Here is a 23,787-nt window from a genome sequence, read left to right on the forward strand (position 1 = left end):
CGATTATGGCAATCGCCAAGGTCAACGGCGTCGAGGTCGAGTTCGAGCCCGGCATGACGGTTCTGCAGGTGGCGGAACTGGCAGGGGAGGAGATCCCGCGCTTCTGCTATCACGAGCGCCTGAGCATCGCCGGCAACTGCCGCATGTGCCTGGTCGAGGTGAAGCCCGGCCCGCCCAAGCCGCAGGCGTCATGCGCCCTGCCGGCCGCCGAGGGCCAGGAGATCTTCACCAAGACCCCAATGGTCAAGAAGGCCCGCGAAGGGGTGATGGAGTTCCTGCTCATCAACCACCCGCTGGATTGCCCGATCTGCGACCAGGGCGGCGAGTGCGACCTGCAGGACCAGGCCATGGGCTATGGCCGCGACGACAGCCGCTACGAAGAGAACAAGCGCGCGGTCGAAGAAAAGGCCATGGGCCCGCTGATCAAGACCGTGATGACGCGCTGCATCCAGTGCACGCGCTGCGTCCGCTTCATCACCGAAGTCGCCGGCTCGCCGGAGATTGGCCTGATCTCGCGCGGCGAAGACGTTGAAATCACCACCTATCTGGGTGCGGCGGTTACGTCGGAACTCAGCGCCAACGTCATCGACCTGTGCCCGGTCGGCGCCCTGACTTCCAAGCCCTACGCCTTCGAGGCGCGGCCCTGGGAGTTGAAGAAGACCGAGAGCGTCGACGTCATGGACGCCCTGGGCTCGGCCATCCGCGTCGACGCCCGCGGCAATGCGGTGCTGCGCGTGCTGCCGCGCGTCAACGAGGACGTCAACGAGGAGTGGATCTCCGACAAGACGCGCTACGCCGTCGACGGCCTGCAGCGCCAGCGTCTGGACCGTCCGTACGTCCGCGTCGGCGGCAAGCTGCAGCCGGCGTCGTGGGCCCAGGCCTTCGCCGCGGTCGCCGCCAAGATCAAGGCCGCTGCGCCGGAGCGCATCGGCGTGATCGCCGGCGATCTGCAGGACGCCGAAAGCCTGAAGGCGACCAAGGATCTGTTCACCGCCCTGGGCGTGAAGAACCTCGACGCGCGCCAGGACGGTTCGGCCCTGGGCTACGGCCCGCGCGAAAGCTGGCTGTTCAACTCGACGATCGCCGGCATTGAAAACGCCGACGTAGTGCTGTTCGTCGGTGCCAATCCGCGCCTAGAGGCCCCGGTTCTCAATGCCCGCTTCCGCAAGCAGTGGATCGCCGGCAAGACCCGCTTCGGCGTTATCGGCCAGCAGGCCGATCTGACCTTCGACTACGACTATCTCGGCGCGGGGACCAAGACCCTGTCGGGCCTGGCCAAGGCCAAGAACGATTTCGTCACCGCCCTGAAGAACGCCCAGCGTCCGGCGATCATCATCGGCCAGGGGGCGCTCAGACGCGCCGACGGCGGCGCCGTGCTGAAGGCCGCCGCGGCCGTCGCCAAGACCTTCGGCGTGGTGCGTGACGGCTGGAACGGCTGGAACGTGCTGCACACCGCCGCCGCCCGCGTGGCCGGCCTGGACCTGGGCTTCGTCCCGGGCGAAGGCGGCCTGTCGACGGCCGAAATGCTGAAGCCCGGCGCGCTGGACGTGCTGTTCCTGCTGGGCGCCGACGAGTGCGAGACCGCCGCCTCGGACGCCTTCAAGGTCTATCTGGGCACCCACGGCGACGCTGGCGCCCACAAGGCCGACGTCATCCTGCCGGGCGCCGCCTACACCGAGAAGAACGGCCTCTATGTGAACACCGAAGGCCGCGTCCAGATGGGCGAGCGCGCGGTGTTCCCGAAGGGCGAGGCCAAGGAAGACTGGTCGATCCTGCGGGCCCTGTCCGAGCACCTGGGCGCCAAGCTGCCCTATGACAGCCTGGACCAGCTGCGCGCCAAACTGTTCGCCGAGCACCCGACCTTCGGCCAGATCGACTACGCTCCCGGTTCGGTGGCCACGTCGTTCGACCTGTCGGGCCTGGGCGGCGCGGGCGAGCTCTCGGACGCGCCGTTCGAGAGCCCGGTCAAGGCCTTCCACCTGACCAATCCCATCGCGCGCGCCAGCGTGACCATGGCCGAATGCGCGGCCACGGCTTCCGGCGCCGCCAAGATCGCGGCGGAGTAGGCCGGTGAGCGAATTCTTCTCCAACCCCGCCGTCACCTGGACCCTGCTGACCACCGGCGGGATCCTGCTGGTCGTGATCTGGGTGCTGCTGAGCCTGGCCTTCCTGCTGCTGGCCGACCGCAAGATCTGGGCCGGCGTGCAGATGCGCAAGGGTCCCAACGTGGTGGGTCCGTTCGGCCTGCTGCAGTCCTTCGCCGACTTCTTCAAGTTCGTGCTGAAGGAGATCATCATCCCGGCCGGCGCCGACAAGGTGATCTTCCTGCTGGCCCCGCTGCTGAGCCTGGTCCTGGCCTTCGTCGGCTGGGCCGTGGTGCCGTTCGCGCCGGGCTGGGTGGTCTCCAACCTCAACGTCGGCATCCTGTACCTGCTGGCGATGAGCTCGCTGGGCGTCTACGGCATCATCATGGGCGGCTGGGCTTCGAACTCGAAGTACCCGTTCCTGGGCGCGCTGCGTTCGGCCGCGCAGATGGTGTCGTACGAAGTATCGATCGGCCTGATCATCATCACGGTGATCCTGCTGGCCGGCACGATGAACCTGACCTCGATCGTCTCGCAGCAAGCCGGCTGGATCTGGAACTGGAACGTGTTCGGGGGCGCTGGCCTGAAGAACATCATCCTGATGCCGGTGATGGTGATCGCCATGGGCATGTTCTTCATCTCGGCGCTGGCCGAGACCAACCGCCCGCCGTTCGACCTGCCCGAAGCCGAATCCGAACTCGTGGCCGGCTACCAGGTCGAGTACAGCTCGACCCCGTACCTGCTGTTCATGGTCGCCGAATATTCGAACATCGTCCTGATGTGCGCGATGATCAGCGTCCTGTTCTTCGGCGGCTGGAACCCGGGCTTCCCGACGGGCTTCCTGAGCGCCTGGCCGACCTTCTGGGCCAATCTGTTCCTGGCGGTCGTGTTCTTCGCCAAGATCGTCTTCTGGTTCTTCATGATCGCCATGGCCAAGGCCATCGTGCCCCGCTACCGCTACGACCAGCTGATGCGCCTGGGCTGGAAGGTCTTCCTGCCGATGTCGCTGGTGCTGGTGATGCTGGTTTCGGCCTGGCGCGTTTTCGGGCTGCAGGTGTGATCGCCGGGAGGACATACCTGGCGCTCGCCGGTCTCGCCCTGGCCCTGACCGGCTGCGCGACCGACGGCGCGGCGCCGGCCAAGGCGTCCTATTCGCTGGGGCGCGGCACGGCCAGCTACGATCAGCTGCGCCGGGACAGCGAGAAATGCGTCGCCGACGGCGGCAAGATCGAAGCCAAGCAGGATGGGGGCGACCCCACCCAGCTTTCGAACTACACCTGCGTCATTCCAAGGGGCGGAAAATGACACGGACGGCGCGCTGGACCGGATTGATCGCGACGATCGCCCTGTCCGGCTGCGCCGCATGGGAACATCCGGGCGGCCTCCCGCCGCCGCGGACGGGATCCCTGGACGAACAGGTCGACGCGCGCCAACAGGCGGACGCCAAGACCAAGGAATGCGTGATCCGGCAGTCCATCCGCCGGCAACAGATCGAAGCGGGCAGGGACGTGCGTCCCTTCCCAAAAGAGAAGTGTTAGGAGAGCTCTGGTGTTCCAGCGCATCACACAGGCGATCAAGGGCGTGGCCCTGCTCGACTTCGCGGGCGCCTTCGGCCTGGGCATGAAGTACATGCTCGCGCCCAAGAAGACCGTGATCTATCCGAACGAGCGCGGCCCCCAGTCGCCCCGTTTCCGCGGCGAGCACGCCCTGCGGCGCTATCCGTCGGGCGAGGAGCGCTGCATCGCCTGCAAGCTGTGCGAGGCCATCTGCCCGGCCCAGGCTATCACCATCGAGGCCGAGCCGCGCGACGACGGCAGCCGCCGCACGACCCGCTACGACATCGACATGGTCAAGTGCATCTACTGCGGCCTGTGCCAGGAGGCCTGCCCGGTGGACGCCATCGTCGAGGGCCCGAACCTGGAGTTCGCCGTCGAGACGCGCGAAGAGCTTTACTACGACAAGGAAAAGCTGCTCGACAACGGCGACCGTTGGGAGCGGCTGATCGCGAAGAATCTGGAGTTGGACGCGCCCTACCGCTAAAGGACGGGGCGCGATTCCGAGGGTTAGGCGACCGGTCCTCCGACCCGTCGTTGTTTTGTGGTTTTTGAGGGAGCACCTGGGCCGATGGCCTTGCCGGCGATAGCTTTCTATTTGCTCGCGGTAGCGACCGTGGTGGCGGGTCTTCTCGTCGTCTCGGCCAAGAACCCCGTGCACTCGGTGCTCTTCCTGATCACCGCCTTCTTCTCGGCCGCCGGCCTCTTCGTCCTGATGGGCGCGGAGTTCCTGGCGATGCTGCTGATCGTCGTCTATGTGGGCGCGGTCGCGGTGCTGTTCCTGTTCGTCGTGATGATGCTCGACGTCGACTTCGCCGAGCTGCGGCAGGGTTTTGCTCAATACCTGCCGATCGGCGGGCTGGTCGGCGGGATCCTGACGCTGGAGATGATCTTCGTCGCCGCGACGGTGGCCACGAACGGCGCGGCCGGCAAGAACGCCGCCCCGATGGCCTCGCCCGCCGGCGTGCCGAACACCGAGGCGATCGGGCGGGTGCTCTACACCGACTACATCTTCTTCTTCCAACTGGCGGGCCTGGTGCTGCTGGTCGCCATGATCGGCGCCATCGTCCTGACCCTGCGCCATAAGCCGGGCGTCAAGCGCCAGGACATCGGCAAGCAGATCGCCCGCACGCCAAAGACCGGAATGGAAATCGTGCAGATCAAGCCGGGCGAGGGGATCAGCGAATGATCGGCCTGTCTCACTATCTCGTCGTCGCCGCCATCCTGTTCACGATCGGCGTCTTCGGCATCTTCGTGAACCGCAAGAACATCATCGTCATCCTGATGTCGATCGAGCTGATCCTGCTGGCGGTGAACATCAACCTGGTGGCCTTCTCAGTCTATCTGCACGACGTGACGGGGCAGATCTTCGCCATGTTCGTGCTGACGGTCGCCGCGGCCGAAGCGGCCGTGGGCCTGGCGATCCTGGTGACGTTCTTCCGTAACCGCGGCGACATCGCCGTCGACGACGCCAGCGTGATGAAGGGCTGATCGCAGTGCAGACTCTCGTCACCATCCTCGTCCTTGCGCCGCTGCTCGCCGCGATCATCGCCGGCCTGTTCGGCCGCCGCATCGGCAACGTCGCCTCGCAGGCCGTCACCACAGGCGCGCTGATCCTCAGCTGCGCCCTGGGCTGGTACACCTTCAGCCAGTGGACGTGGGGCCACATGGAGGCCTTCACGGTCAACCTGCTGCCCTTCATCCACGTCGGGAACTTCGTCTCCAACTGGTCGGTCCGCATCGACGCCCTGTCGAGCGTGATGCTGATCGTGGTGACGACGGTCTCGGCCCTCGTGCACATCTATTCCTGGGGCTACATGGCCGAGGACGACAGCAAGCCGCGGTTCTTCGCGTACCTGTCGCTGTTCACGTTCGCCATGCTGGCCCTGGTCACCGCCGCCGACTTCATGCAGCTGTTCTTCGGCTGGGAAGGGGTGGGCCTGGCCTCGTACCTGCTGATCGGCTTCTGGTTCAAGAAGTCGACCGCCAGCGCCGCGGCGATCAAGGCCTTCGTCGTCAACCGGGTCGGGGACTTCGGTTTCGCGCTCGGCATCATGACGGTGTTCTGGGCCTACGGCACGATCAACTTCCACGACCTGTTCCAGATGATCGCCGCCAGCGCGCCGCGCACCTGGCAGTTCGCCGGCCACACCTTCCCGCTGGTCGACATCGCCTGCTTCCTGCTGTTCATCGGCGCCATGGGCAAGTCGGCGCAGTTCTTCCTGCACACCTGGCTGCCGGACGCCATGGAGGGGCCGACCCCGGTCTCGGCCCTGATCCACGCGGCGACCATGGTCACCGCCGGCGTCTACATGCTGTGCCTGCTGTCGCCGATGTTCGAATACGCGCCCGTCGCCAAGAACATCGTCACGGTGATCGGCGCGATCACGGCCCTGTTCGCGGCCACGGTCGGCCTGACCCAGAACGACATCAAGCGGGTCATCGCCTATTCGACCTGTTCGCAGCTGGGCTACATGTTCTTCGCGGCCGGCGTCGGCGCCTACCAGGCAGCGATGTTCCACCTGTTCACCCACGCCTTCTTCAAGGCGCTGCTGTTCCTGGGCGCCGGTTCGGTGATCCACGGCATGCACCATGAGCAGGACATGCGGAAATACGGCGCCCTGGCCAAGCTGCTGCCCGTGACCTTCATCGCCATGACCATCGGTACGATCGCCATCACGGGCCTGGGCTTCCCGCCGCTGCACCTGGGCTTCGCCGGCTTCTACTCGAAGGACACCATCATCGAGGCCGCCTACGCCGCGGGCACGCACAACGGCGTGGCCATGTTCGCGTGGGTGATCGGCGTGCTGGTGGCCGGCCTGACCTCGTTCTACTCTTGGCGCCTGGCGTTCTTCACCTTCAACGGCACGGCTCGCTGGGGTCATGACGAGACCCACGCCCATGCGCCGCACGCGGCGGACGACCACGCCACCACGGCTCAGAACGAGAGCCACGACGAGCCCCTGGCAGACGCGCCGCACCAGCATGATGACCATGCCCACGGCCACGACGACCATGGCCACGACCACAAGCCGCACGAGAGCCCGTGGGTGATGCTGTTCCCGCTGATCGTGCTGTCGATCGGCGCGGTCTTCGCCGGCTTCGTGTTCACCGACTTCTTCGTCGGCCATCACCAGCAGGAATTCTGGCGCGGCGCGATCTACAACGCCCCGACCAACCACGTGCTGCACGAGGCCCACGAGGTCCCCGAGCTGGTGAAGTGGAGCCCGCTGGTCGCCTCGATCCTGGGCCTGGCGATCGCCGTCTGGGTCTATCTGATCAAGGGCAATGAGCGCCTGGGCGCCGCCCTGGCGGCCCGCAACGGCCCGCTCTACGTGTTCTTCTACAACAAGTGGTTCTTCGACGAGCTGTACCAGGCGACCTTCGTGCGCGCGGCCAAGTTCCTCGGCGACCTGTTCTGGAAGGGCGGCGACCAGAAGCTGATCGACGGCCTCGGCCCCGACGGCGTCAGCGCCGTCAGCTACGAAGTCGGCCGCCGGACCGGCAAGCTGCAGTCCGGCTATCTTTACCACTACGCCTTCGTCATGCTGCTCGGCGTCGCCGGCCTGCTGACGTTCGCCCTTTACGCATTCCGTTGAGGACGGATCGATGACCGGCCTGCTTAGCCTCACCACCTTCGCCCCACTCGTCGGCGTGGTCCTGCTGCTGGGCGCACGCGCCTTGCACGGCGACAACGCCAAGACGGACACCCTGGCCAAGTGGATCGCCCTGGCGACCACCCTGGTCACCTTCGCCCTGTCGGTCGTGCTGGTCGCCCAGTTCGACGCCAAGAACCCGGGCTTCCAGTTCGTGGAAGACCTGAACTGGTTCGCGGGCCTGCACTACCGGATGGGCGTGGACGGGATCTCGATCCTGTTCGTCCTGCTGACCACCTTCCTGCTGCCGATCTGCATCATTGCCGGCTGGAAGTCGGTCGACAAACGCGTCGTCGAATACCTGATCTGCTTCCTGGTCCTCGAGACCCTGGTGGTCGGCGTGTTCTGCGCCTTGGACCTGATCCTGTTCTACCTCTTCTTCGAGGGCGGCCTGGTTCCGATGTTCCTGATCATCGGCATCTGGGGCGGCAAGCGCCGGGTCTATGCGGCCTACAAGTTCTTCCTCTACACCCTGCTCGGCTCGGTGCTGATGCTGGCGGCCATCCTGTCGATGATCGCCATCGCCCACACCTCGTCGATCCCGGCGCTGATGGTCTTCAAGTTCGCCCCGTGGCTGCAGACCTGGCTGTGGCTGGCCTTCTTCGCCAGCTTCGCGGTCAAGATGCCGATGTGGCCGGTCCACACCTGGCTGCCCGACGCCCACGTCGAGGCGCCGACGGCCGGTTCGGTGATCCTGGCGGGCATCCTGCTGAAGATGGGCGGCTACGGCTTCCTGCGCTTCAGCCTGCCGATGTTCCCCAACGCTTCGGAGCTGTTCCAGCCGCTGGTGTTCGCGATGTCGGCCATCGCCATCGTCTACACCTCGCTGGTCGCCTTCCGTCAGACCGACATCAAGAAGCTGATCGCCTATTCGTCGGTGGCCCACATGGGCTTCGTGACCATGGGCATCTTCTCCGGCAACGCCCAGGGCGAGCAGGGCGCGATCTTCCAGATGCTGAGCCACGGCCTGATCTCGGGCGCGCTCTTCCTCTGCGTCGGCGTGGTCTATGACCGCATGCACACCCGCGAGATCGCTTTCTACGGCGGCCTCACCAACCGCATGCCCTGGTATGCGGCGGTGTTCATGCTGTTCACCATGGGCAATGTCGGCCTGCCGGGCACTTCGGGCTTCGTCGGCGAGATCCTGACCATGACCGGGACCTACAAGGCCTCGACCTGGACGGCGCTGGTGGCCACCACGGGCGTGATCCTGTCGGCGGTCTATGCGCTGAACCTGTACCGCCGCGTGATGTTCGGCGAGATCGTCAATCCCGAACTCAAGACCATCACCGACCTGGACGCCCGCGAAATCCTGATCTTCGCCCCGCTGATCATCGGCACCCTGGTGCTCGGCGTTTATCCCAATCTCATCTTCAACCTGACCGCGTCGTCCGTCGACGGGCTCGTCGGCGCCTGGCGCGCCGCCGTGGGCGGGTGAGGGACCCCATGACGTTCGCCGCCAACTTCTCCCTCGTTCTTCCCGAAGTGATCCTCGGGGCCTCGGCCCTGGTGCTGCTGGTCTGGGGCGCGTTCCACGGCAAGGTCACCCCGCTGTTCACGGGCGCGGCCGTCCTGGCCCTGCTGGGCGCGGCCGTGGCCGCCGTGGTCGGGCCGCACGGCCACGCCTTCAACGGCGTCTACGCCGCCGACGCCGCCGCCACCTACGCCAAGGTCGCGATCTATGGCTTCAGCGCCCTGGCCATCGTGCTGGGCGACCGCTGGCTGGCCGTCCGCGGCGACCAGAAGTTCGAATACGCCGTGCTGGTGATCCTGTCGGCGCTGGGCATGGGCGTCACCGCCTCGGCCGGCGACCTGATCAGCCTCTATGTCGGCGTCGAGCTGCAGTCCCTGGCGCTGTACGTGCTGGCCGCCTTCCGCCGCGACGACGCCAAGTCGTCGGAAGCGGGCTTGAAGTACTTCGTGCTGGGCGCGCTGTCGTCGGGCCTGCTGCTGTACGGCGCCTCGCTGATCTACGGCTTCGCCGGCTCGACCCGCTTCGAGGACATCGCCGCCGTGGCCCACGGGACGCACGGCATGGGCCTGCTGTTCGGCCTGGTGTTCCTGCTGTGCGGCCTGGCGTTCAAGGTCTCGGCCGCGCCGTTCCACATGTGGACGCCCGACGTCTACGAAGGTGCCCCGACCCCGGTCGTCGGCTTCTTCGCCGCCGCGCCCAAGCTGGCCGCGATGATGATGTTCGCCCGCGTGCTGGGCGACGCCTTCCCGGACTCGGTGGCCCAGTGGCGCCAGATCCTGGTGATCACCGCCCTGGCCTCGGTCTTCGTCGGCGCCTTCGCCGGCCTGGCCCAGAACAACCTCAAGCGCCTGTGGGCCTACAGCTCGATCGCCAATGTCGGCTACGCCCTGCTGGGCGTGGCGACCGGCGGCGAGACCGGCCTGCATTCGATGCTGCTGTTCATGACCCTGTACATGGTCGACGTCACCGGCTTCTTTGCTTGTCTTCAAGCCTTGTCGCGCGACGGCAAGCCCATGGAGTCCATCGAGGACATGGCGGGCTTGGTGAAGCACCGTCCGGGCGTCGCCGTGGCCATGACCGCGTTCTCGCTGTCGGCCCTGGGCATGCCGCCGTTCTCGGGCTTCTGGGCCAAGTTCTACGTCTTCGGCGCGGCCATGGGCTCGGGCGACGTGCTGCTGCAATGGGCGGCGGTGCTGGGCCTGGTCGGCAGCGTGGTCGCGGCGTTCTACTATCTGCGCCTGATCAAGACGATGTGGTTCGACGCCGCCGAAGGCGCGGTCGACAAGCCTCAACCGATCGCCCGCGCGGTCGGCTTCGTGGCCGCGGCCTTCTCGTTCCCGGTCGTGCTAGTCGCCCTGATCTGGCTCGATCCCGCAGCCAGGGCCGCCGCGGCGGCCTTTGGCCACGCGTGACGTGACGGGCCCGACCTCGACCTTCGAAGTCCCGCCCGTCGTCGTCCTGGACGAGATCGACTCGACCAACGCCGAGGCCCGTCGTCGCGCGGAAGCGGGCGAGGCGGGCCCGGTCTGGATCGTCGGCCTGCGCCAGACCGCCGGGCGGGGCCGGCGTGGTCGCGCCTGGGAGACCGGGGCCGGCAACCTGGCCGCCACCCTGCTGTTCACGACCGAAAAGCCGCCGGGCGAGGCCGCCCAGGTGACGTTCGTCGCCGCCCTCGCCGTGGCGGACCTGCTGGGCGCCTATGTGTCGCCCGGTCTCGTCAGTCTGAAATGGCCGAACGATCCGCTGCTGGGCGGACTGAAGGTCAGCGGCGTGCTGGTGGAGTCCGGGACCCGGCCGGCCGGCGGCCTGTGGATCGCCGTCGGCGTCGGGGTGAACCTGGCCCGCAAGCCGATCGACAGCGAACGCCCGGCCACGGCCCTGACCACCTATCTGGTCACGCCGCCGACGCCCGTGGAGGCGATCGAGGTGCTGGCGGGCGCCTTCGCCCGCTGGGAAGACGTCTGGCTGCGGCTGGGCTTCCCCGCGATCGCCGACGCCTGGACGGCCCGCGCCCACGGCCTGGGTCAAACCTGCGTCGCTCGCCTCGGCGCCGAGACCCTCGAGGGGATCGCCGAAGGCCTGGACGGCGACGGCGCGCTGCGTCTTCGTCTGGCCGACGGCCATTTGCGGCGGGTGACCGCCGGCGACGTCTTCTTCGGAGAGGCCTCCTGATGCTGCTGGCCATCGAACAGGGCAACACCAACACCATGTTCGCCATCCACGATGGCGAAACGTGGATCGCCCAGTGGCGCGCGGCCACCGAGAGCACGCGCACGGCCGACGAATACGTGGTCTGGCTGTCGCAGCTGCTGTCGATGCAGGGCCTGGGCTTCCGGGCCATCGACTCGGTGATCATCTCCAGCGTCGTGCCGCAGTCGATCTTCAACCTGCGCAACCTGTCGCGCCGCTATTTCGGCGTCGAGCCGCTGGTGATCGGCGAGAACGCCAAGCTGGGCGTCGAGGTGCGGATCGACAAGCCGTCCGAGGCCGGGGCCGACCGCCTGGTCAACGCCGTGGGCGCGCACATGGTCTATCCGGGTCCGCTGATCGTCATCGACAGCGGCACGGCCACCACCTTCGACATCGTCGGCGCGGACGGGGCGTTCGAGGGCGGCATCATCGCGCCCGGCATCAACCTGTCCATGCAGGCCCTGCACGAGGCCGCCGCCAAGCTGCCGCGCATCGCCATCCAGCGTCCGGCCGGCAACCGCGTCGTCGGGACCGACACCGTCAGCGCCATGCAGTCGGGCGTGTTCTGGGGCTATATCTCGCTGATCGAGGGCCTGGTGGCCCGCATCAAGGCCGAACGGGCCGAACCCATGACCGTGGTCGCCACCGGCGGCGTCGCCTCGCTGTTCGAAGGCGCCACCGACAGCATCGACCACTTCGATTCAGATCTGACCATCCGTGGTCTCCTCGAAATTCATCGCCGTAACACCATCTAGAGACGTAATGACCAAATATACCGACAAGCCTTCCCCCAAGGACGAACTCGTCTTCCTGCCGCTGGGCGGGTCGAACGAGATCGGCATGAACTTCAATCTGTACGGCTACGGCCCGGCGGACGACCGCAAGTGGATCGTCGTCGACCTGGGCGTGACCTTCGGCGACCAGACGACGCCCGGCGTCGAGATCATCCTGCCCGACCCCGAATTCATCGAGGCCTATGCCGACGACATCATCGGCATCGTCCTGACCCACGCCCACGAAGACCACCTGGGCGCCGTGCACTGGCTGTGGCCGCGCCTGAAGGCGCCGGTCTACGCCACGCCCTTCACCGCCTTCCTGCTGCGCGAGAAGCTGCGCGACGCGCGTCTGTTGGACGAGGTGCCGATCACCGAGATCCCGCTGAGCGGCAGCTTCGATCTGGGTCCGTTCCACCTTGAGATGGTCACGCTGACCCACTCGATCCCGGAGCCGAACGGCCTGGCGATCAAGACGCCGCTGGGCACGATCCTGCACACCGGCGACTGGAAGATCGACCCCGATCCCCAGCTGGGCGGCCCCACGGACATCGAGGCCATCAAGCGCCTCGGCGACGAGGGCGTGCTGGCCATGGTCTGCGACAGCACCAACGTCTTCGTCGATGGTGAGGCCGGTTCCGAAGCCGACGTCCGCGTGGCGATGAACCGGCTGATCAAGGGCCTGACCGGCAAGATCGCCGTGGCCTGCTTCGCCTCGAACGTGGCCCGGATGGACACGGTGATCCGCGCCGCCCAGGCCGCCGGCCGCAAGGTATGCCTGGCCGGACGCTCGATGCACCGGATGGCCGCCGCCGCCCGTCACGTGGGCCTGCTGGAGGGCCTGGAGCCCTTCATCACCGACGACCAGGCCAAGTACCTGCCCGAGAATGAGGTTCTGTTCCTGTGCACCGGCAGCCAGGGCGAGGCCCGCGCGGCCCTGGCCCGGATCGCCGAAGGCACCCACCCGCACGTCAAGCTCTCGCAGGGCGACCACGTGATCTTTTCCTCGCGGGTCATTCCGGGCAACGAGATTCCGATCCGCAACCTGCAGAACAAGCTGGCCGACCGCGGCGTGCGCCTGCACACCGAGCGCGACACCCCCGGCATCCATGTCAGCGGCCACCCGTGCCGCGACGAGCTCAAGCAGATGTACCAGTGGGCCCGGCCGACCATCGCCGTGCCGACCCATGGCGAGCGCCGCCACCTGATCGAGCACGCCGCCTTCGCCAAGGACCTGCAGGTGCCGCACGCGGTCAGCCCGCGCAACGGCGACATGGTGCTGCTGGCCCCCGGCCATCCGCAGATCATCGACGAGGTCCCGTCGGGCCGCCTCTATGTCGACGGCGGGGTGGTGACGCCCGAGAACGGCGAGGCCCTGCGCGAGCGGCGCCACGCGGCGTTCAACGGCATGCTGGCCGTTTCGGTTGTGCTGGACGGCCGCAACAAGATCGTCTCGGGTCCGCAGGTCCGCGGCCTGGGTCTGGCGGGCGACGCCGAATATCCGCTGGACGACGCCCTGGACGACCTGGCGGAGGAGGCCGAGACCGCCTTCAAGCGCCTGAGCGGCGACCAGTGCGAGATCGACGAGGCGATCGAGAGCGCCCTGTCCAAGGCCGTGAAGAAGGCCGCCTTCCGCATCTGGGAACGCAAGCCCGTGGTCGAGACCACGGTCCTGCGGATCTGACCGCACGATGGACGAGACCAGCCCGCCCGCCGAGGCGACGCGGCCGATCGCTCCCGAGCCCGAGCCCGAGCCCCGCTGGCGCCAGACCCTGCGTCTGATGACCGGTGAGGCCTGGGCGCTGGGCGCGCTCACCGCGGTCCTCTGGATCGTGTCCGGTGTCCAGCTGCTGGGCAAGACGCAGGGCTGGGACGAGACCATGCTCGCCCTGGGCAGCCTCTACCCGCCGTACTTCCGGCAAGGGTTCTGGTGGACACCGCTGACGCACATCTTCCTGCATGGCGGGCTGCTGCACATCGTGATGAACACCAGCGCCCTGGTCAGCCTGGGGCCGGCGATCGCCGTGCGCCTGGGGCGGGACCTGAAGGGCGCTCTGCTGTTCTGGACCTTCTTCCTGATCTGCGGCCTGGCGGGCGGGCTGCTGTTTCTTGTCCTGCACTGGAACGGCGAGATCTCGGCTGTCGGGGCCTCGGGCGCGATCTGCGGCCTGTGGGGCGCGGTGGCCCGGTTGACGCCGGACGGGGGCCTGACACCGATCCTCTCCAGCCAGGTTGGCAAGCAGACCTGGTCGTTCATCGTCATGAACCTGGTGCTGGTCGCCATCGGTTTCGGCCTTGGCATGGCGTCGGGGGAGGGGGGGCTGATGATCGCCTGGGAATGCCATGTCGGCGGCTTCATCGCCGGGCTGTTCCTGGTCGAGATGTTTCCCGCACGATATTGGTGGCTCCGCCAGCCGGCCCGAACGGATTGATCGCGAGGGCGAAGCGTCCCGCCGCCGAAACGCCTCGCCGCGGATCCATGAAGTCGTCTATATCCTCGGAAAACACCGAGAGGCGCGCGCTCGCGCCTCCATTCCCGCAGGACACGGAACGGATGATCGGCAAGCTCAACCACGTCGGCGTCGCGACCCCCTCCATCGACGAGTCGCTGAAGATGTACCGCGACCTGCTGGGCGCGACCTCGCACACCGACAAGTGGGCCATGCCCGAGCAGGGCGTCTGGGTCTGTTTCGTCAACCTGCCCAACAGCCAGATCGAGCTGATCGAACCCTATGGCGAGGCCTCGCCGATCCATGGCTTCCTGGCCAAGAACCCCAAGGGCGGCCAGCACCACATCTGCTTCGAGGTCGAGAACATCTATCAAGCTCGCGACAGCCTGGTCGCCAAGGGCGCCACCGTGCTGGGCGAGCCTCGGATCGGCGCCCATGGTACGCTGATCATCTTCGTTCACCCGAAAGACATGGGCGGCATGCTGGTCGAGCTCATGGAAACCCCCAAGGACGCTCACTGATGGGTCCCGTCACCTGCATCGCCGTCTATCTGACCATCTGGTGGACCACGCTGTTCGCCGTGCTGCCGCTGGGCAACCGCACCTTCAAGGAGATGGGGATCGAGCCGCCGCCCGGCGCGGATCCGGGGGCGCCGGTCAATCCGAACCTGAAGCGCAAGTTCTTCACCACCACCTGGGTCTCGGCCCTGGTGATGGCCGGACTGCTGCTGACCATCCATTTCCATCTGATCGACCTGCCGGCGCTGCCGGCCACCTATTAATCCCAGGAATGGCGCCCAAGCCTTGGGCGCAGAGCGATGGATTTGCCGACGTTCGCCCATTTCGTGGGCGAAGTTCTCGAAGTGGTCAGGCCAAACGCAATCGGGCGCCCCGAACAACTGTTCGGGGGTTAGTCTCAGACTCACGAGGCCGGCTTTTCCGACCTTGCTCTGTGGCGTCTTCCCCGACGATGACTTGAAGGGCCGCGCGAACACCGCGCGGCCCTCTTTTCGTTTCTGGACGCCCGGGAGCCATCTTTTCGCCGCGCGCGTTGCCAAGCTGAGGCCCAAGCGGCTATCTCAACGCCTTGAATCCCCCGGAGACGTCTCGTCCATGCGCCTGTCGCGCTATTTCCTGCCCGTTCTGAAAGAAGCTCCCTCGGACGCCCAGATCGTCTCGCACCAGCTGATGCTGCGTGCGGGCATGATCCGCCAGGAGGCGGCGGGCATCTACGCTTGGCTGCCGCTGGGCCTGAAGGTGCTCAACAAGGTCGAGCAGATCGTCCGCGAGGAGATGGACCGGGCCGGGGCCATCGAGCTGTTGATGCCCACCCTGCAACTGGCCGACCTGTGGCGCGAGTCGGGTCGCTACGACGCCTATGGCCCGGAGATGCTGCGCATCGTCGACCGCCACGAGCGCGAGCTGCTGTACGGACCTACCAACGAGGAAATGATCACCGAGATCTTCCGGGCCTATGTGAAGAGCTACAAGGACGTTCCCAAGAACCTCTATCACGTGCAGTGGAAGTTCCGCGACGAGCGCCGCCCGCGCTTTGGCGTGATGCGCGGCCGCGAGTTCCTGATGAAGGACGCCTACAGCTTCGACCTCGACGCCGAGGGCGCGCGCAAGGCCTATAACCGCATGTTCGTGGCCTATCTGAACCTGTTCTCGCGCATGGGTCTGAAGGCCGTGCCGATGCGCGCCGACACCGGCCCGATCGGCGGCGACCTTTCCCACGAATTCATCGTCCTGGCCGACACCGGCGAAAGCGCCGTCTTCTGCCATAAGGACTTGGTCGAGATGGCCGCGCCCGGCCCGGACGTCGACTGGTACGGCGACCTGCAGCCGCTGGTGAACCAGCGCACGGCGCTGTACGCCGCCACCGAGGAAATGCACGACGAGGCGGCCTTCGACGCCATCCCCGAGGGCGACCGCCTGTCGGCGCGCGGCATCGAGGTGGGCCATATCTTCTCGTTCGGCGCCAAGTATTCCGAGCCGATGAAGGCCCTGGTCACCGGGCCGGACGGCAAGGACGTGCCGGTGCAGATGGGCAGCTACGGCGTCGGCGTCTCGCGCCTGCTGGGCGCAATCATCGAGGCCAGCCACGACGAGGGCGGCATCATCTGGCCGGAGTCGGTCGCCCCGTTCGGCGTGGGGATCATCAACATGCGCCAGGGCGACGCCGGCTGCGACGAAGCCTGCGAGACCGCCTACCAGGCGCTGAAGGCCGCCGGCCGCGACCCGCTCTATGACGACACCGACGCCCGCGGCGGCGCCAAGTTCGCGACCATGGACCTGATCGGCGTGCCCTGGCAGCTGATCGTCGGTCCCAAGGGGATCGCCGAGGGCGTGGTCGAACTGAAGAACCGCAAGACCGGCGAGCGCCACAGCGCCTCGCTCGACGCGATCCTGGCCCAACTCAGCGCCAAGGCCGCCTGATGGCCCTCGGCGCGGGTCCGTTCGGAACCTGGGAGCGCACCGTCGCCTGGCGGTACCTGCGCAACAAGCGCAAGAACGGCGGCGCGGCGGTGATTACCATCATCTCGTTCTCGGCGGTGATGCTGGCGGTCTTCGTGTTGATCACGGTGATGAGCGTGATGAACGGCTTCCGCGCCGAGCTGCTGGGCCGGCTGCTGGGCTTCAACGGCCACGTCTACGCCCAGGGCCCGCTGCTGAACGGACCCGACCGCGACGGCGTCATCACCCGCATCAAGGCTGTGCGTGGCGTGACCCAGGCCGCGCCGATGGTCGAGGCCCAGGCGATGGTCATCGGCCCCAGCCAGGTGTCCGGCGCCATCGTGCGCGGGGTCACGCCGGCCGACCTGCGCGGCATGAAGATGATTGCGTCCAACATCAAGCGCGGATCCCTGGCCGGCTTCGGCGAGGGGGAGGACGGCGGCGACATCGTGCTGATCGGCGACCGCATGGCCCGCAACCTCGGCCTGTCGGTCGGCGACGCCATCACCCTGATCTCGCCCTCGGGCCCCGCCACGGCCTTCGGGACCTCGACCAGCGAGAAGGACTACACGGTCGGCGGGATCTTCAGCGTCGGCATGAGCCAGTTCGACGAGAGCTTCGTCTATATGGCGCTGCCCCAGGCCCAGCTGTTCTTCAACCGCGACACCTCGATCGACTATGTCGAGATCAAGATCGCCGATCCGGACAAGGCCAAGGCGGTCAAGCCGATCATCCAGCAGGCCAGTGGCCCGGGGGCCTTCGTCCAGGACTGGATGGACAAGAACGCCAGCTACTTCAACGCCCTGCAGGTCGAGCGCAAGGTGATGCGGCTGATCCTGTTCTCGGTCGTCGCTCTCGCCACGCTCAACATCATTTCGGCCCTGGTCATGCTGGTGAAGAACAAGAGCCGTGACATCGCCATTCTGCGGACCATGGGCGCCAGCCAGGGGGCGATCCTACGGATTTTCGTCATGGCCGGCGCCGTGATCGGCTTGGCCGGCACTTTGCTGGGCCTGCTGCTGGGCGTGCTGTTCTGCGCCAACATCACCGCCATCCAGAACTTCGTGGAATGGATGACGGGCACGGCGGTGTTCAGCGCCGACATCTACTTCCTGGCCCACATCCCGGCCAAGATCGACTGGACGGAGGTCGGGGTGATCGTCGCCATAACGACTCTCCTCAGCATATTGGCCGCCCTTCTGCCTGCCGTCTGGGCCTCGCGAATCGATCCGGTCGAGGCCCTTCGCTATGAGTAGCCCCGTCCTGGCCCTGCGCGGCGTCGAACGCACCTATGTCACCGAGGCCGGCGCCCTGAACGTGCTGCGCGGCGTCGACCTGGACGTCTATCCGGGCGAGGTCGTGGGCCTGATCGGTCCGTCCGGCTCGGGCAAGTCGTCGCTGCTGCACGCGGCCGGCCTGCTGGAAAAGCCCAACGCCGGCCTGATCGCCCTGGACGGCCGCGACTGCTCGAAGCTGTCCGAGCGCCAGCGCACCAAGATGCGGCTGTCGACCGTCGGCTTCGTCTACCAGTTCCACCACCTGCTGCCCGAGTTCAGCGCGCTCGACAACGTGGCCATGCCGGCGATGATCGCGGGCAAGGGCCGGGGTGAGGCGCGCGAGGCGGCCCAGGTGATGCTCGAGCAACTGGGGCTGGCTCAGCGCATCGAGCACCAGCCGGGCCAGATGTCCGGCGGCGAGCAGCAGCGCGTGGCCATCGCCCGGGCGCTGGCCAACAGCCCAAAGCTGCTGCTGGCCGACGAACCGACCGGCAACCTCGACCCGGCCAATTCGGCGGCGGTGTTCCAGGCCCTGTACGATCAGGCCCGTAAAAGGGGCGTGGCGGCCCTGATCGCCACCCACAACATGGAGCTGGCCCGCTACATGGACCGGGTCTTCGCCCTGAAGGACGGACACCTGGTGGCCCAGCGCTTCTAGAGCAGCGCAGCCCGCATGGCGGCGTAGAAGCCCGCCTGGTCGATCTTCCGGATCATCCGAGCGTTGGGCGGCCGGCGCTTCAGGGCCGGATCCGCCAGTTCGATGTCCGGCAGGATCGGGTGGGAGACGCTCAGATAGCCGCGCGTCAGCTCGCCGATCGTCTCGACATCGACCACGGCCATGTCGGACTCCAGGATCAGGGTCTCGTCCAGCGCCACGGCGCAGGTCAGGGCGTCCGGATGCAGGCTGCCGTCCAGGCCTTGCGTTTCCCGGGCGAAGGCCAGGGAGCTCCGGTTGACCTGGGTGAAGAACGCCGCGCGCGGCGTGCCCAGGGCCTCCAGGGCCGACAGTTGGTCCACGGTCAGCAGGCCGTCCCGCAGCGTCTCGGTCCAGGTGACGATGCTCGTCGGAAAGCCGGCGTTGATCACGATCTTGGCCGCTTCCGGATCGACATAGAAATTGTACTCGGCCGCGGGGGTGACGTTGCCGACCCCGTTGTCGGTTCCGCCCATGATCCACAGGCGCTTGACCGCCTGGGCGATGCGCGGCTCGCGCAGATAGGCCAGGGCGATGTTGGTCAGGGCGGCCTGAGCGATCAGGGTGATTTCGCCGGGCGCGTCCATCACCCGCCGCACGATCTCGTCGGCCGCGTGGCCGGGGGAGGGGCGCTGGACGGCCTTCGCAAAGCCGCTGTCGCTCATGCCGTCGGCCCCGAACACATAGGCCGCGTCCAGCGGCGCGCGGGTGAACGGCCGCTGGGCGCCCAGATAGACCGGGATTTCGCCGCCGCGTTCGCAGGCTTCCAGGGTGGCCAGGGCGTTCTCAGCGTGCTGCTCGAAGCCGACATTGCCGTGGGCGATGGTGATGGCCTCGACGCTCACGCCAGGGCGGCGCAGGGCGAGCATCAGGGAGAAGGCGTCGTCCCCGGCGGTGTCGGTGTCGATGATCAGGCGCATGTGGCGATCTGCGCCGATCCGCGCTGCAAATCCACTGGAAAGGCGGGCCGCGGCCCAGGCGCGCGGCTACGCGACAAAAAAGCGCGCAATCGAACAAGGGTCTCTTGCGCGTGAGAACAAAAGTGGAATATAGAACAAACAAGCAACGACCGCAGGAGGGTTCCCATGGTCCGTATCGCGCGTGAGTCTTTGGCTCTTGTATCTGTCGTCAGCTTCGTCTGGATGATGTGTCAGGTCGCCCAACTGGTGGCCTGAGTCGTGTAGCGGTGAGGTGTGGTGATGTCGGGCAGTGAAGGTCAGGGTTTCGTCCACCTTCGCGTGCGGTCGGCCTATTCGCTGCTGGAAGGCGCCATCAAGGCCGACAAGATCCCCGGCCTGGCCGCGGCCGCGGGCATGCCGGCGGCGGGGCTGGTGGACCGTAACAACCTGTTCGGCGCGCTCGAATATTCCGTCTATTCCAAGGACTACGGCGTTCAACCGATCATCGGCTGCGCCCTGGCGGTGTCGGGCATCGGGGCCGGACCGACCGAGCGTTGGGCGCGCACGCCGACCATCACCCTGCTGGTCCAGAACGAGCGGGGCTATCTGAACCTTTCGGAACTGTCGTCCCTGGCCTATCTGGAAAGCGGCGAGATGGTCGAGCCGGTCGTGCCCTGGGCCAAGGTGGTCGAGCACGCCGAGGGGTTGATCCTGCTGTCGGGCGGAACCGACGGCCCGATCGACGCCCTGCTGGCGGCCGGCAAGACCGCCGAGGGCGAGGCCGCGCTGGCGCAGATGCAGCGGGTGTTCGGCGATCGCTTCTATGTCGAGCTGCAGCGTCACGGCCTGCCGCGCCAGGCCGCCGCCGAGCCGGGCCTGGTCCACTGGGCCTATGAGCACGACGCGCCTCTGGTCGCCACCAACGACGTCTATTACGCCAAGCCCAGCCTGTACGACGCCCACGATGCGCTGCTGTGCATTTCCGACGGCGCCTTCGTCGGCCAGGACGAGCGGCGGCGGGTGACGCCCGAGCACTGGTTCAAGCCGGCCGAGGACATGCGCAAGCTGTTCGCCGACCTGCCCGAGGCCTGCGACAACACCCTCGATATCGCCCGCCGCTGCGCCTTCATGGTGCACAAGCGCGACCCGATCCTGCCCAGCTTCCCCACCGGTGACGGCCGCAACGAACCCGAGGAGCTGACCTATCAGGCCGAGGAAGGCCTGCGTCGGCGGCTGGCGGCGCTGCCGCAACTGGCCGCGCCGGAAGAGGAATATTGGGAGCGGTTGAGGTTCGAGCTCGGCATCATCATCAAGATGGGCTTTCCGGGCTACTTCCTGATCGTGTCGGACTTCATCAAGTGGGGTAAGGAACACGGCATCCCGGTGGGACCGGGACGGGGTTCGGGCGCGGGGTCTCTGGTCGCGTGGGTGCTGACCATCACCGATCTCGACCCGCTGCGCTTCGGGTTGCTGTTCGAGCGCTTCCTCAATCCCGAGCGGGTGTCGATGCCCGACTTCGACGTCGACTTCTGCCAGGAGCGGCGCGAAGAGGTGATCTCCTACGTGCAGGAGAAATACGGCCGCGACCGCGTGGCCCAGATCATCACCTTCGGCAGTCTGCAGGCCCGCGCCGTGCTGCGGGATGTCGGGCGGGTGATGCAACTGCCGTTGGGCCTGGTCGACCGGCTCTGCAAGATGGTGCCCAACAACCCGGCCGCGCCGGTCACCCTGGCCCAGGCCATCGACATCGAGCCGCGCCTCAAGCAGGCCCGCGACGAAGACGCCAACGTCAAGGCCTGCCTGGACGTGGCCCTGCAACTGGAGGGGCTGTTCCGCAACGCCTCGACCCACGCCGCCGGCGTGGTGATCGGCGACCGGCCCCTGACCCAGCTGACCCCGCTCTACAAGGATCCGCGCTCGGACCTTCCGGCCACCCAGTTCAACATGAAGTGGGTCGAGAGCGCCGGCCTGGTGAAGTTCGACTTCCTTGGGCTCAAGACGCTCACGGTGCTGGATCGGGCGGTCAAGCACCTCAAGAAGCGCGGCGAGATCATCGATCTTGGCCAGCTGCCGTTCGACGACGCCAAGACCTACGAGCTCCTCGCCTCCGGCCAGACGGTCGGCGTGTTCCAGCTGGAAAGCCAGGGCATGCGCGACACGCTGCGCAAGATGCGCTGCAGCTCGATCGAGGAGATCACCGCGCTGATCTCGCTCTATCGTCCCGGCCCGATGGACAACATCGACACGTTCGTCGACTGCAAGTTCGGCCGCAAGCCCGTCGACAACCTGCACCCCTCGCTGGAGAAGGTGCTCAAGGAGACCTACGGCGTCATCGTCTACCAGGAACAGGTGATGCAGATCGCCCAGATCCTGGCGGGTTACAGCCTGGGCGAAGCCGATCTTCTGCGCCGGGCCATGGGCAAGAAGAAGAAGGAGGAGATGGATCTCCAGAAGATCCGTTTCGTCGCCGGCGCCAAGGAAAAGGGCGTGCCAGAGGAGCAGTCGGGCTCGATCTTCGAACTGGTGGCCAAGTTCGCCGGCTACGGCTTCAACAAGTCGCACGCGGCCGCCTATGCCCTGATCTCCTACCAGACGGCCTGGCTGAAGGCCAATACGCCGGTCGAGTTCCTGGCCGCCTCGATGAGCCTGGACCTGTCGAACACGGACAAGCTGGCGGTCTTCCACCAGGACGCCCGGCGCTTCGACATCACCGTGCGGCCGCCCGACGTCAACCGCTCGGGCGCGGACTTCGAGGTCGAGAACGGCGAGGTGCTCTATGCGCTGGGCGCGGTGCGCAATGTCGGGCTGGAGGCCATGAAGCACCTGGTCGCCATCCGCGAGGAGGGCGGGCCGTTCCGCGACATCTTCGACTTCGTCGAACGGGTCGACCCCAAGCTAGTCAACAAGCGGGCGATCGAGAACCTGGCCCGGGCCGGGGCTTTCGACTCGATCCACAAGAATCGCGCCCAGATCTTCGCCTCGGCGGACGTGTTGATCGCCCATGGCCAGAGCATCGCCGCCGACCGCCAGGGCGGCCAGCACGCCCTGTTCGGCGGCGATCCGGCCGCCGGCCGGCCGCGCCTGAAGAAGACCGAGCCCTGGAGCCAGGTCGACCTCTTGGACGAGGAACTGGCGGCCGTCGGCTTCTATCTGACCGGCCACCCGCTGGACGACATGGTCGGGGTGCTGCGCCGCCGCCGCACGGCCATGCTGACCGAGGTCATCCCGCGCGCCGAGGCCGGCATGGAGGCCTTCCGCATGTGCGGCGTGGTCCGCCGCCGCCAGGAGCGGGCTTCGCAGAGCGGCGAGCGCTTCGCCTTCGTCTCGCTGTCTGACCCCAGCGGAGAGTACGAGGTGCTGTTTCCGCCAGAGGCCTTGCGCAAGTGCCGCGAGGTGCTGGAGCCGGGCAAGGCGGTGTCGATCAAGGTCCGCGCCAAGGCCCGCGACGGCGAGGTGCGGTTCTTTGGCGACGACGCCGAGCCCATCGAGAAGGCCATCGAGAACATGGTGGCGGGCCTGCGCCTGCACCTGTCGCCCTCGGCGACCGAGATCGAGGCCCTGAGAAAGCGGCTCGAGCCGGCCGCCTCGCCGCGCGGCGGCGAGGTCAGCCTGGTCGCGGCCCTGGGCGGCGGCCGCGAGATCGAGATGAAGCTGCCTGGGCGCTACACGCTCGACGCCGCCCTGCGCGGCGCCTTGAAGACCGCGCCGGGCGTAGCCCTGTTGGAAGATGTGTGATGGGAGGGGCGCGCCGGCGAATGTGGTCGTCGCGTCATCCGGTGCGGCCCGAAGGCGGGAGAACCTTGTCATCGCCGGGACCGGCCGCCTTGTTTCGAGCACGAGGCGTGGGCGCCCAGGCTGCCGGTTCGAGTCTGGATTTCCAGACGTGGGGGTCTGATGAACGTACTTGGAATTCCGCCGGCGGCGCTGCGCGACGCTGAGGCCCTGGAACTGGCCCGGGTCTGGATCGCCGAGCGGGGGCTGCACTGCTCCCCGAGGGTGGGCCTCTATGCCGACGATGGTGCGTCAGGAGAGACCAGAGCCTGGGCCATCATCCTGGCCGACATGGCGGGACATATCGCCGATGCGCTGAGCGCCGCGGGCATGGGGTCTCGGGCGGACTTGCTGGACGCGCTGGCCGACCGTTTCAACGCGGAGGTGGCTTCGCCCACATCCGCGCGTAGGGCGAATGGGGCGTGGAGGCGAGCTGACGAGGTGATGGCGGCGTAGGCGTCGGGCTTGGGCTCGGCTTTGTCGTTGGCCGTCAACACCGGACGGAGGGAT

At 67.1% G+C, this 23,787-nt stretch carries 23 protein-coding genes; 22 read left to right on the forward strand and 1 reads right to left on the reverse strand.

What is annotated here, in order from left to right; all coding sequences use genetic code 11:
- The first annotated feature begins 5 nt into the window (after nucleotides 1-5).
- The 19 genes from nuoG to ASD47_RS00520 all read left to right on the forward strand — a co-directional run bounded on the left by nuoG (nucleotide 6) and on the right by ASD47_RS00520 (nucleotide 18,571).
- Entirely contained in the window at nucleotides 6-2,066 is a 2,061-nt protein-coding gene (gene nuoG, locus ASD47_RS00430; RefSeq protein WP_056750042.1) for an NADH-quinone oxidoreductase subunit NuoG, read from the forward strand.
- 4 nt (nucleotides 2,067-2,070) lie between these two features.
- A complete protein-coding gene (gene nuoH, locus ASD47_RS00435; protein WP_056750044.1) occupies nucleotides 2,071-3,144 on the forward strand; it encodes an NADH-quinone oxidoreductase subunit NuoH in 1,074 nt (357 codons plus the stop codon).
- On the forward strand, nucleotides 3,141-3,389 hold the full coding sequence (locus ASD47_RS00440) for a hypothetical protein (RefSeq protein WP_056750046.1): 249 nt from the start codon (nucleotides 3,141-3,143) through the stop codon (nucleotides 3,387-3,389). The genes nuoH and ASD47_RS00440 overlap by 4 nt, the downstream gene beginning before the upstream one ends.
- Nucleotides 3,386-3,622, forward strand: coding sequence for a hypothetical protein (locus ASD47_RS00445; protein WP_056750047.1), 237 nt, complete (start codon nucleotides 3,386-3,388; stop codon nucleotides 3,620-3,622). Before ASD47_RS00440 ends, ASD47_RS00445 begins: the two co-directional genes overlap by 4 nt.
- Nucleotides 3,623-3,632: 10 nt before the next feature.
- The gene (nuoI, locus tag ASD47_RS00450) at nucleotides 3,633-4,124 is read left to right on the forward strand and encodes an NADH-quinone oxidoreductase subunit NuoI (protein ID WP_028037630.1); all 492 of its coding nucleotides are present in this window, start codon (nucleotides 3,633-3,635) and stop codon (nucleotides 4,122-4,124) included.
- 84 nt (nucleotides 4,125-4,208) lie between these two features.
- Nucleotides 4,209-4,826 carry an NADH-quinone oxidoreductase subunit J gene (locus ASD47_RS00455; RefSeq protein ID WP_056750048.1) on the forward strand — a complete coding sequence of 206 codons (618 nt, stop codon included), beginning with the start codon at nucleotides 4,209-4,211 and terminating at the stop codon, nucleotides 4,824-4,826.
- On the forward strand, nucleotides 4,823-5,128 hold the full coding sequence (gene nuoK, locus ASD47_RS00460; protein WP_028037628.1) for an NADH-quinone oxidoreductase subunit NuoK: 306 nt from the start codon (nucleotides 4,823-4,825) through the stop codon (nucleotides 5,126-5,128). Before ASD47_RS00455 ends, nuoK begins: the two co-directional genes overlap by 4 nt.
- Before the next feature lie 5 nt (nucleotides 5,129-5,133).
- A complete protein-coding gene (gene nuoL, locus ASD47_RS00465) occupies nucleotides 5,134-7,236 on the forward strand; it encodes an NADH-quinone oxidoreductase subunit L (RefSeq protein WP_056750049.1) in 2,103 nt (700 codons plus the stop codon).
- Nucleotides 7,237-7,246: 10 nt separating this feature from the next.
- Nucleotides 7,247-8,731 carry an NADH-quinone oxidoreductase subunit M gene (locus ASD47_RS00470; protein ID WP_056750050.1) on the forward strand — a complete coding sequence of 495 codons (1,485 nt, stop codon included), beginning with the start codon at nucleotides 7,247-7,249 and terminating at the stop codon, nucleotides 8,729-8,731.
- Nucleotides 8,732-8,739: 8 nt separating this feature from the next.
- A complete protein-coding gene (gene nuoN, locus ASD47_RS00475; RefSeq protein ID WP_056750051.1) occupies nucleotides 8,740-10,179 on the forward strand; it encodes an NADH-quinone oxidoreductase subunit NuoN in 1,440 nt (479 codons plus the stop codon).
- Between the two features lies 1 nt (nucleotide 10,180).
- Nucleotides 10,181-10,939 carry a biotin--[acetyl-CoA-carboxylase] ligase gene (locus tag ASD47_RS00480; protein WP_056751475.1) on the forward strand — a complete coding sequence of 253 codons (759 nt, stop codon included), beginning with the start codon at nucleotides 10,181-10,183 and terminating at the stop codon, nucleotides 10,937-10,939.
- Nucleotides 10,936-11,712, forward strand: coding sequence for a type III pantothenate kinase (locus ASD47_RS00485; RefSeq protein WP_056751478.1), 777 nt, complete (start codon nucleotides 10,936-10,938; stop codon nucleotides 11,710-11,712). Before ASD47_RS00480 ends, ASD47_RS00485 begins: the two co-directional genes overlap by 4 nt.
- A 7-nt stretch (nucleotides 11,713-11,719) precedes the next feature.
- The gene (locus ASD47_RS00490) at nucleotides 11,720-13,414 is read left to right on the forward strand and encodes a ribonuclease J (protein WP_056750052.1); all 1,695 of its coding nucleotides are present in this window, start codon (nucleotides 11,720-11,722) and stop codon (nucleotides 13,412-13,414) included.
- Nucleotides 13,415-13,421: 7 nt separating this feature from the next.
- Complete coding sequence (locus ASD47_RS00495) at nucleotides 13,422-14,162, forward strand: rhomboid family intramembrane serine protease (protein WP_056750055.1); 741 nt, start codon at nucleotides 13,422-13,424, stop codon at nucleotides 14,160-14,162.
- 122 nt (nucleotides 14,163-14,284) lie between these two features.
- The gene (gene mce, locus ASD47_RS00500) at nucleotides 14,285-14,701 is read left to right on the forward strand and encodes a methylmalonyl-CoA epimerase (RefSeq protein WP_056750058.1); all 417 of its coding nucleotides are present in this window, start codon (nucleotides 14,285-14,287) and stop codon (nucleotides 14,699-14,701) included.
- Nucleotides 14,701-14,961: a DUF1467 family protein gene (locus ASD47_RS00505; protein ID WP_028037620.1), complete on the forward strand. Its 261-nt coding sequence runs from the start codon at nucleotides 14,701-14,703 to the stop codon at nucleotides 14,959-14,961. The genes mce and ASD47_RS00505 overlap by 1 nt, the downstream gene beginning before the upstream one ends.
- Nucleotides 14,962-15,292: 331 nt before the next feature.
- Nucleotides 15,293-16,618, forward strand: a complete 1,326-nt coding sequence (proS, locus tag ASD47_RS00510) for a proline--tRNA ligase (protein ID WP_056750060.1) — start codon at nucleotides 15,293-15,295, stop codon at nucleotides 16,616-16,618.
- Nucleotides 16,618-17,892 carry a lipoprotein-releasing ABC transporter permease subunit gene (locus ASD47_RS00515; RefSeq protein ID WP_056750064.1) on the forward strand — a complete coding sequence of 425 codons (1,275 nt, stop codon included), beginning with the start codon at nucleotides 16,618-16,620 and terminating at the stop codon, nucleotides 17,890-17,892. The genes proS and ASD47_RS00515 overlap by 1 nt, the downstream gene beginning before the upstream one ends.
- On the forward strand, nucleotides 17,885-18,571 hold the full coding sequence (locus ASD47_RS00520) for an ABC transporter ATP-binding protein (RefSeq protein WP_056750067.1): 687 nt from the start codon (nucleotides 17,885-17,887) through the stop codon (nucleotides 18,569-18,571). Before ASD47_RS00515 ends, ASD47_RS00520 begins: the two co-directional genes overlap by 8 nt.
- Here ASD47_RS00520 and ASD47_RS00525 read toward each other — a convergent pair.
- Nucleotides 18,568-19,527, reverse strand: coding sequence for a nucleoside hydrolase (locus ASD47_RS00525; RefSeq protein ID WP_056750070.1), 960 nt, complete (start codon nucleotides 19,525-19,527; stop codon nucleotides 18,568-18,570). The two genes, ASD47_RS00520 and ASD47_RS00525, sit on opposite strands and share 4 nt — an antisense overlap.
- 165 nt (nucleotides 19,528-19,692) lie before the next feature.
- Here ASD47_RS00525 and sidA point away from each other — a divergent pair, with 165 nt between their 5' ends.
- The 3 genes from sidA (at nucleotide 19,693) to ASD47_RS00540 (ending at nucleotide 23,733) form a co-directional block, all read left to right on the forward strand.
- A complete protein-coding gene (sidA, locus tag ASD47_RS00530; protein ID WP_035074860.1) occupies nucleotides 19,693-19,782 on the forward strand; it encodes a cell division inhibitor SidA in 90 nt (29 codons plus the stop codon).
- A gap of 24 nt (nucleotides 19,783-19,806) precedes the next feature.
- A complete protein-coding gene (gene dnaE, locus ASD47_RS00535) occupies nucleotides 19,807-23,241 on the forward strand; it encodes a DNA polymerase III subunit alpha (RefSeq protein ID WP_056750071.1) in 3,435 nt (1,144 codons plus the stop codon).
- A 159-nt stretch (nucleotides 23,242-23,400) separates the two neighbouring features.
- Entirely contained in the window at nucleotides 23,401-23,733 is a 333-nt protein-coding gene (locus ASD47_RS00540; RefSeq protein ID WP_056750073.1) for a DUF5076 domain-containing protein, read from the forward strand.
- Nucleotides 23,734-23,787: the final 54 nt, after the last annotated feature.

The sequence above is a fragment of the Caulobacter sp. Root1472 genome, assembly GCF_001426985.1.
In the GTDB taxonomy this organism is placed as follows: Bacteria; Pseudomonadota; Alphaproteobacteria; order Caulobacterales; family Caulobacteraceae; genus Caulobacter; species Caulobacter rhizosphaerae.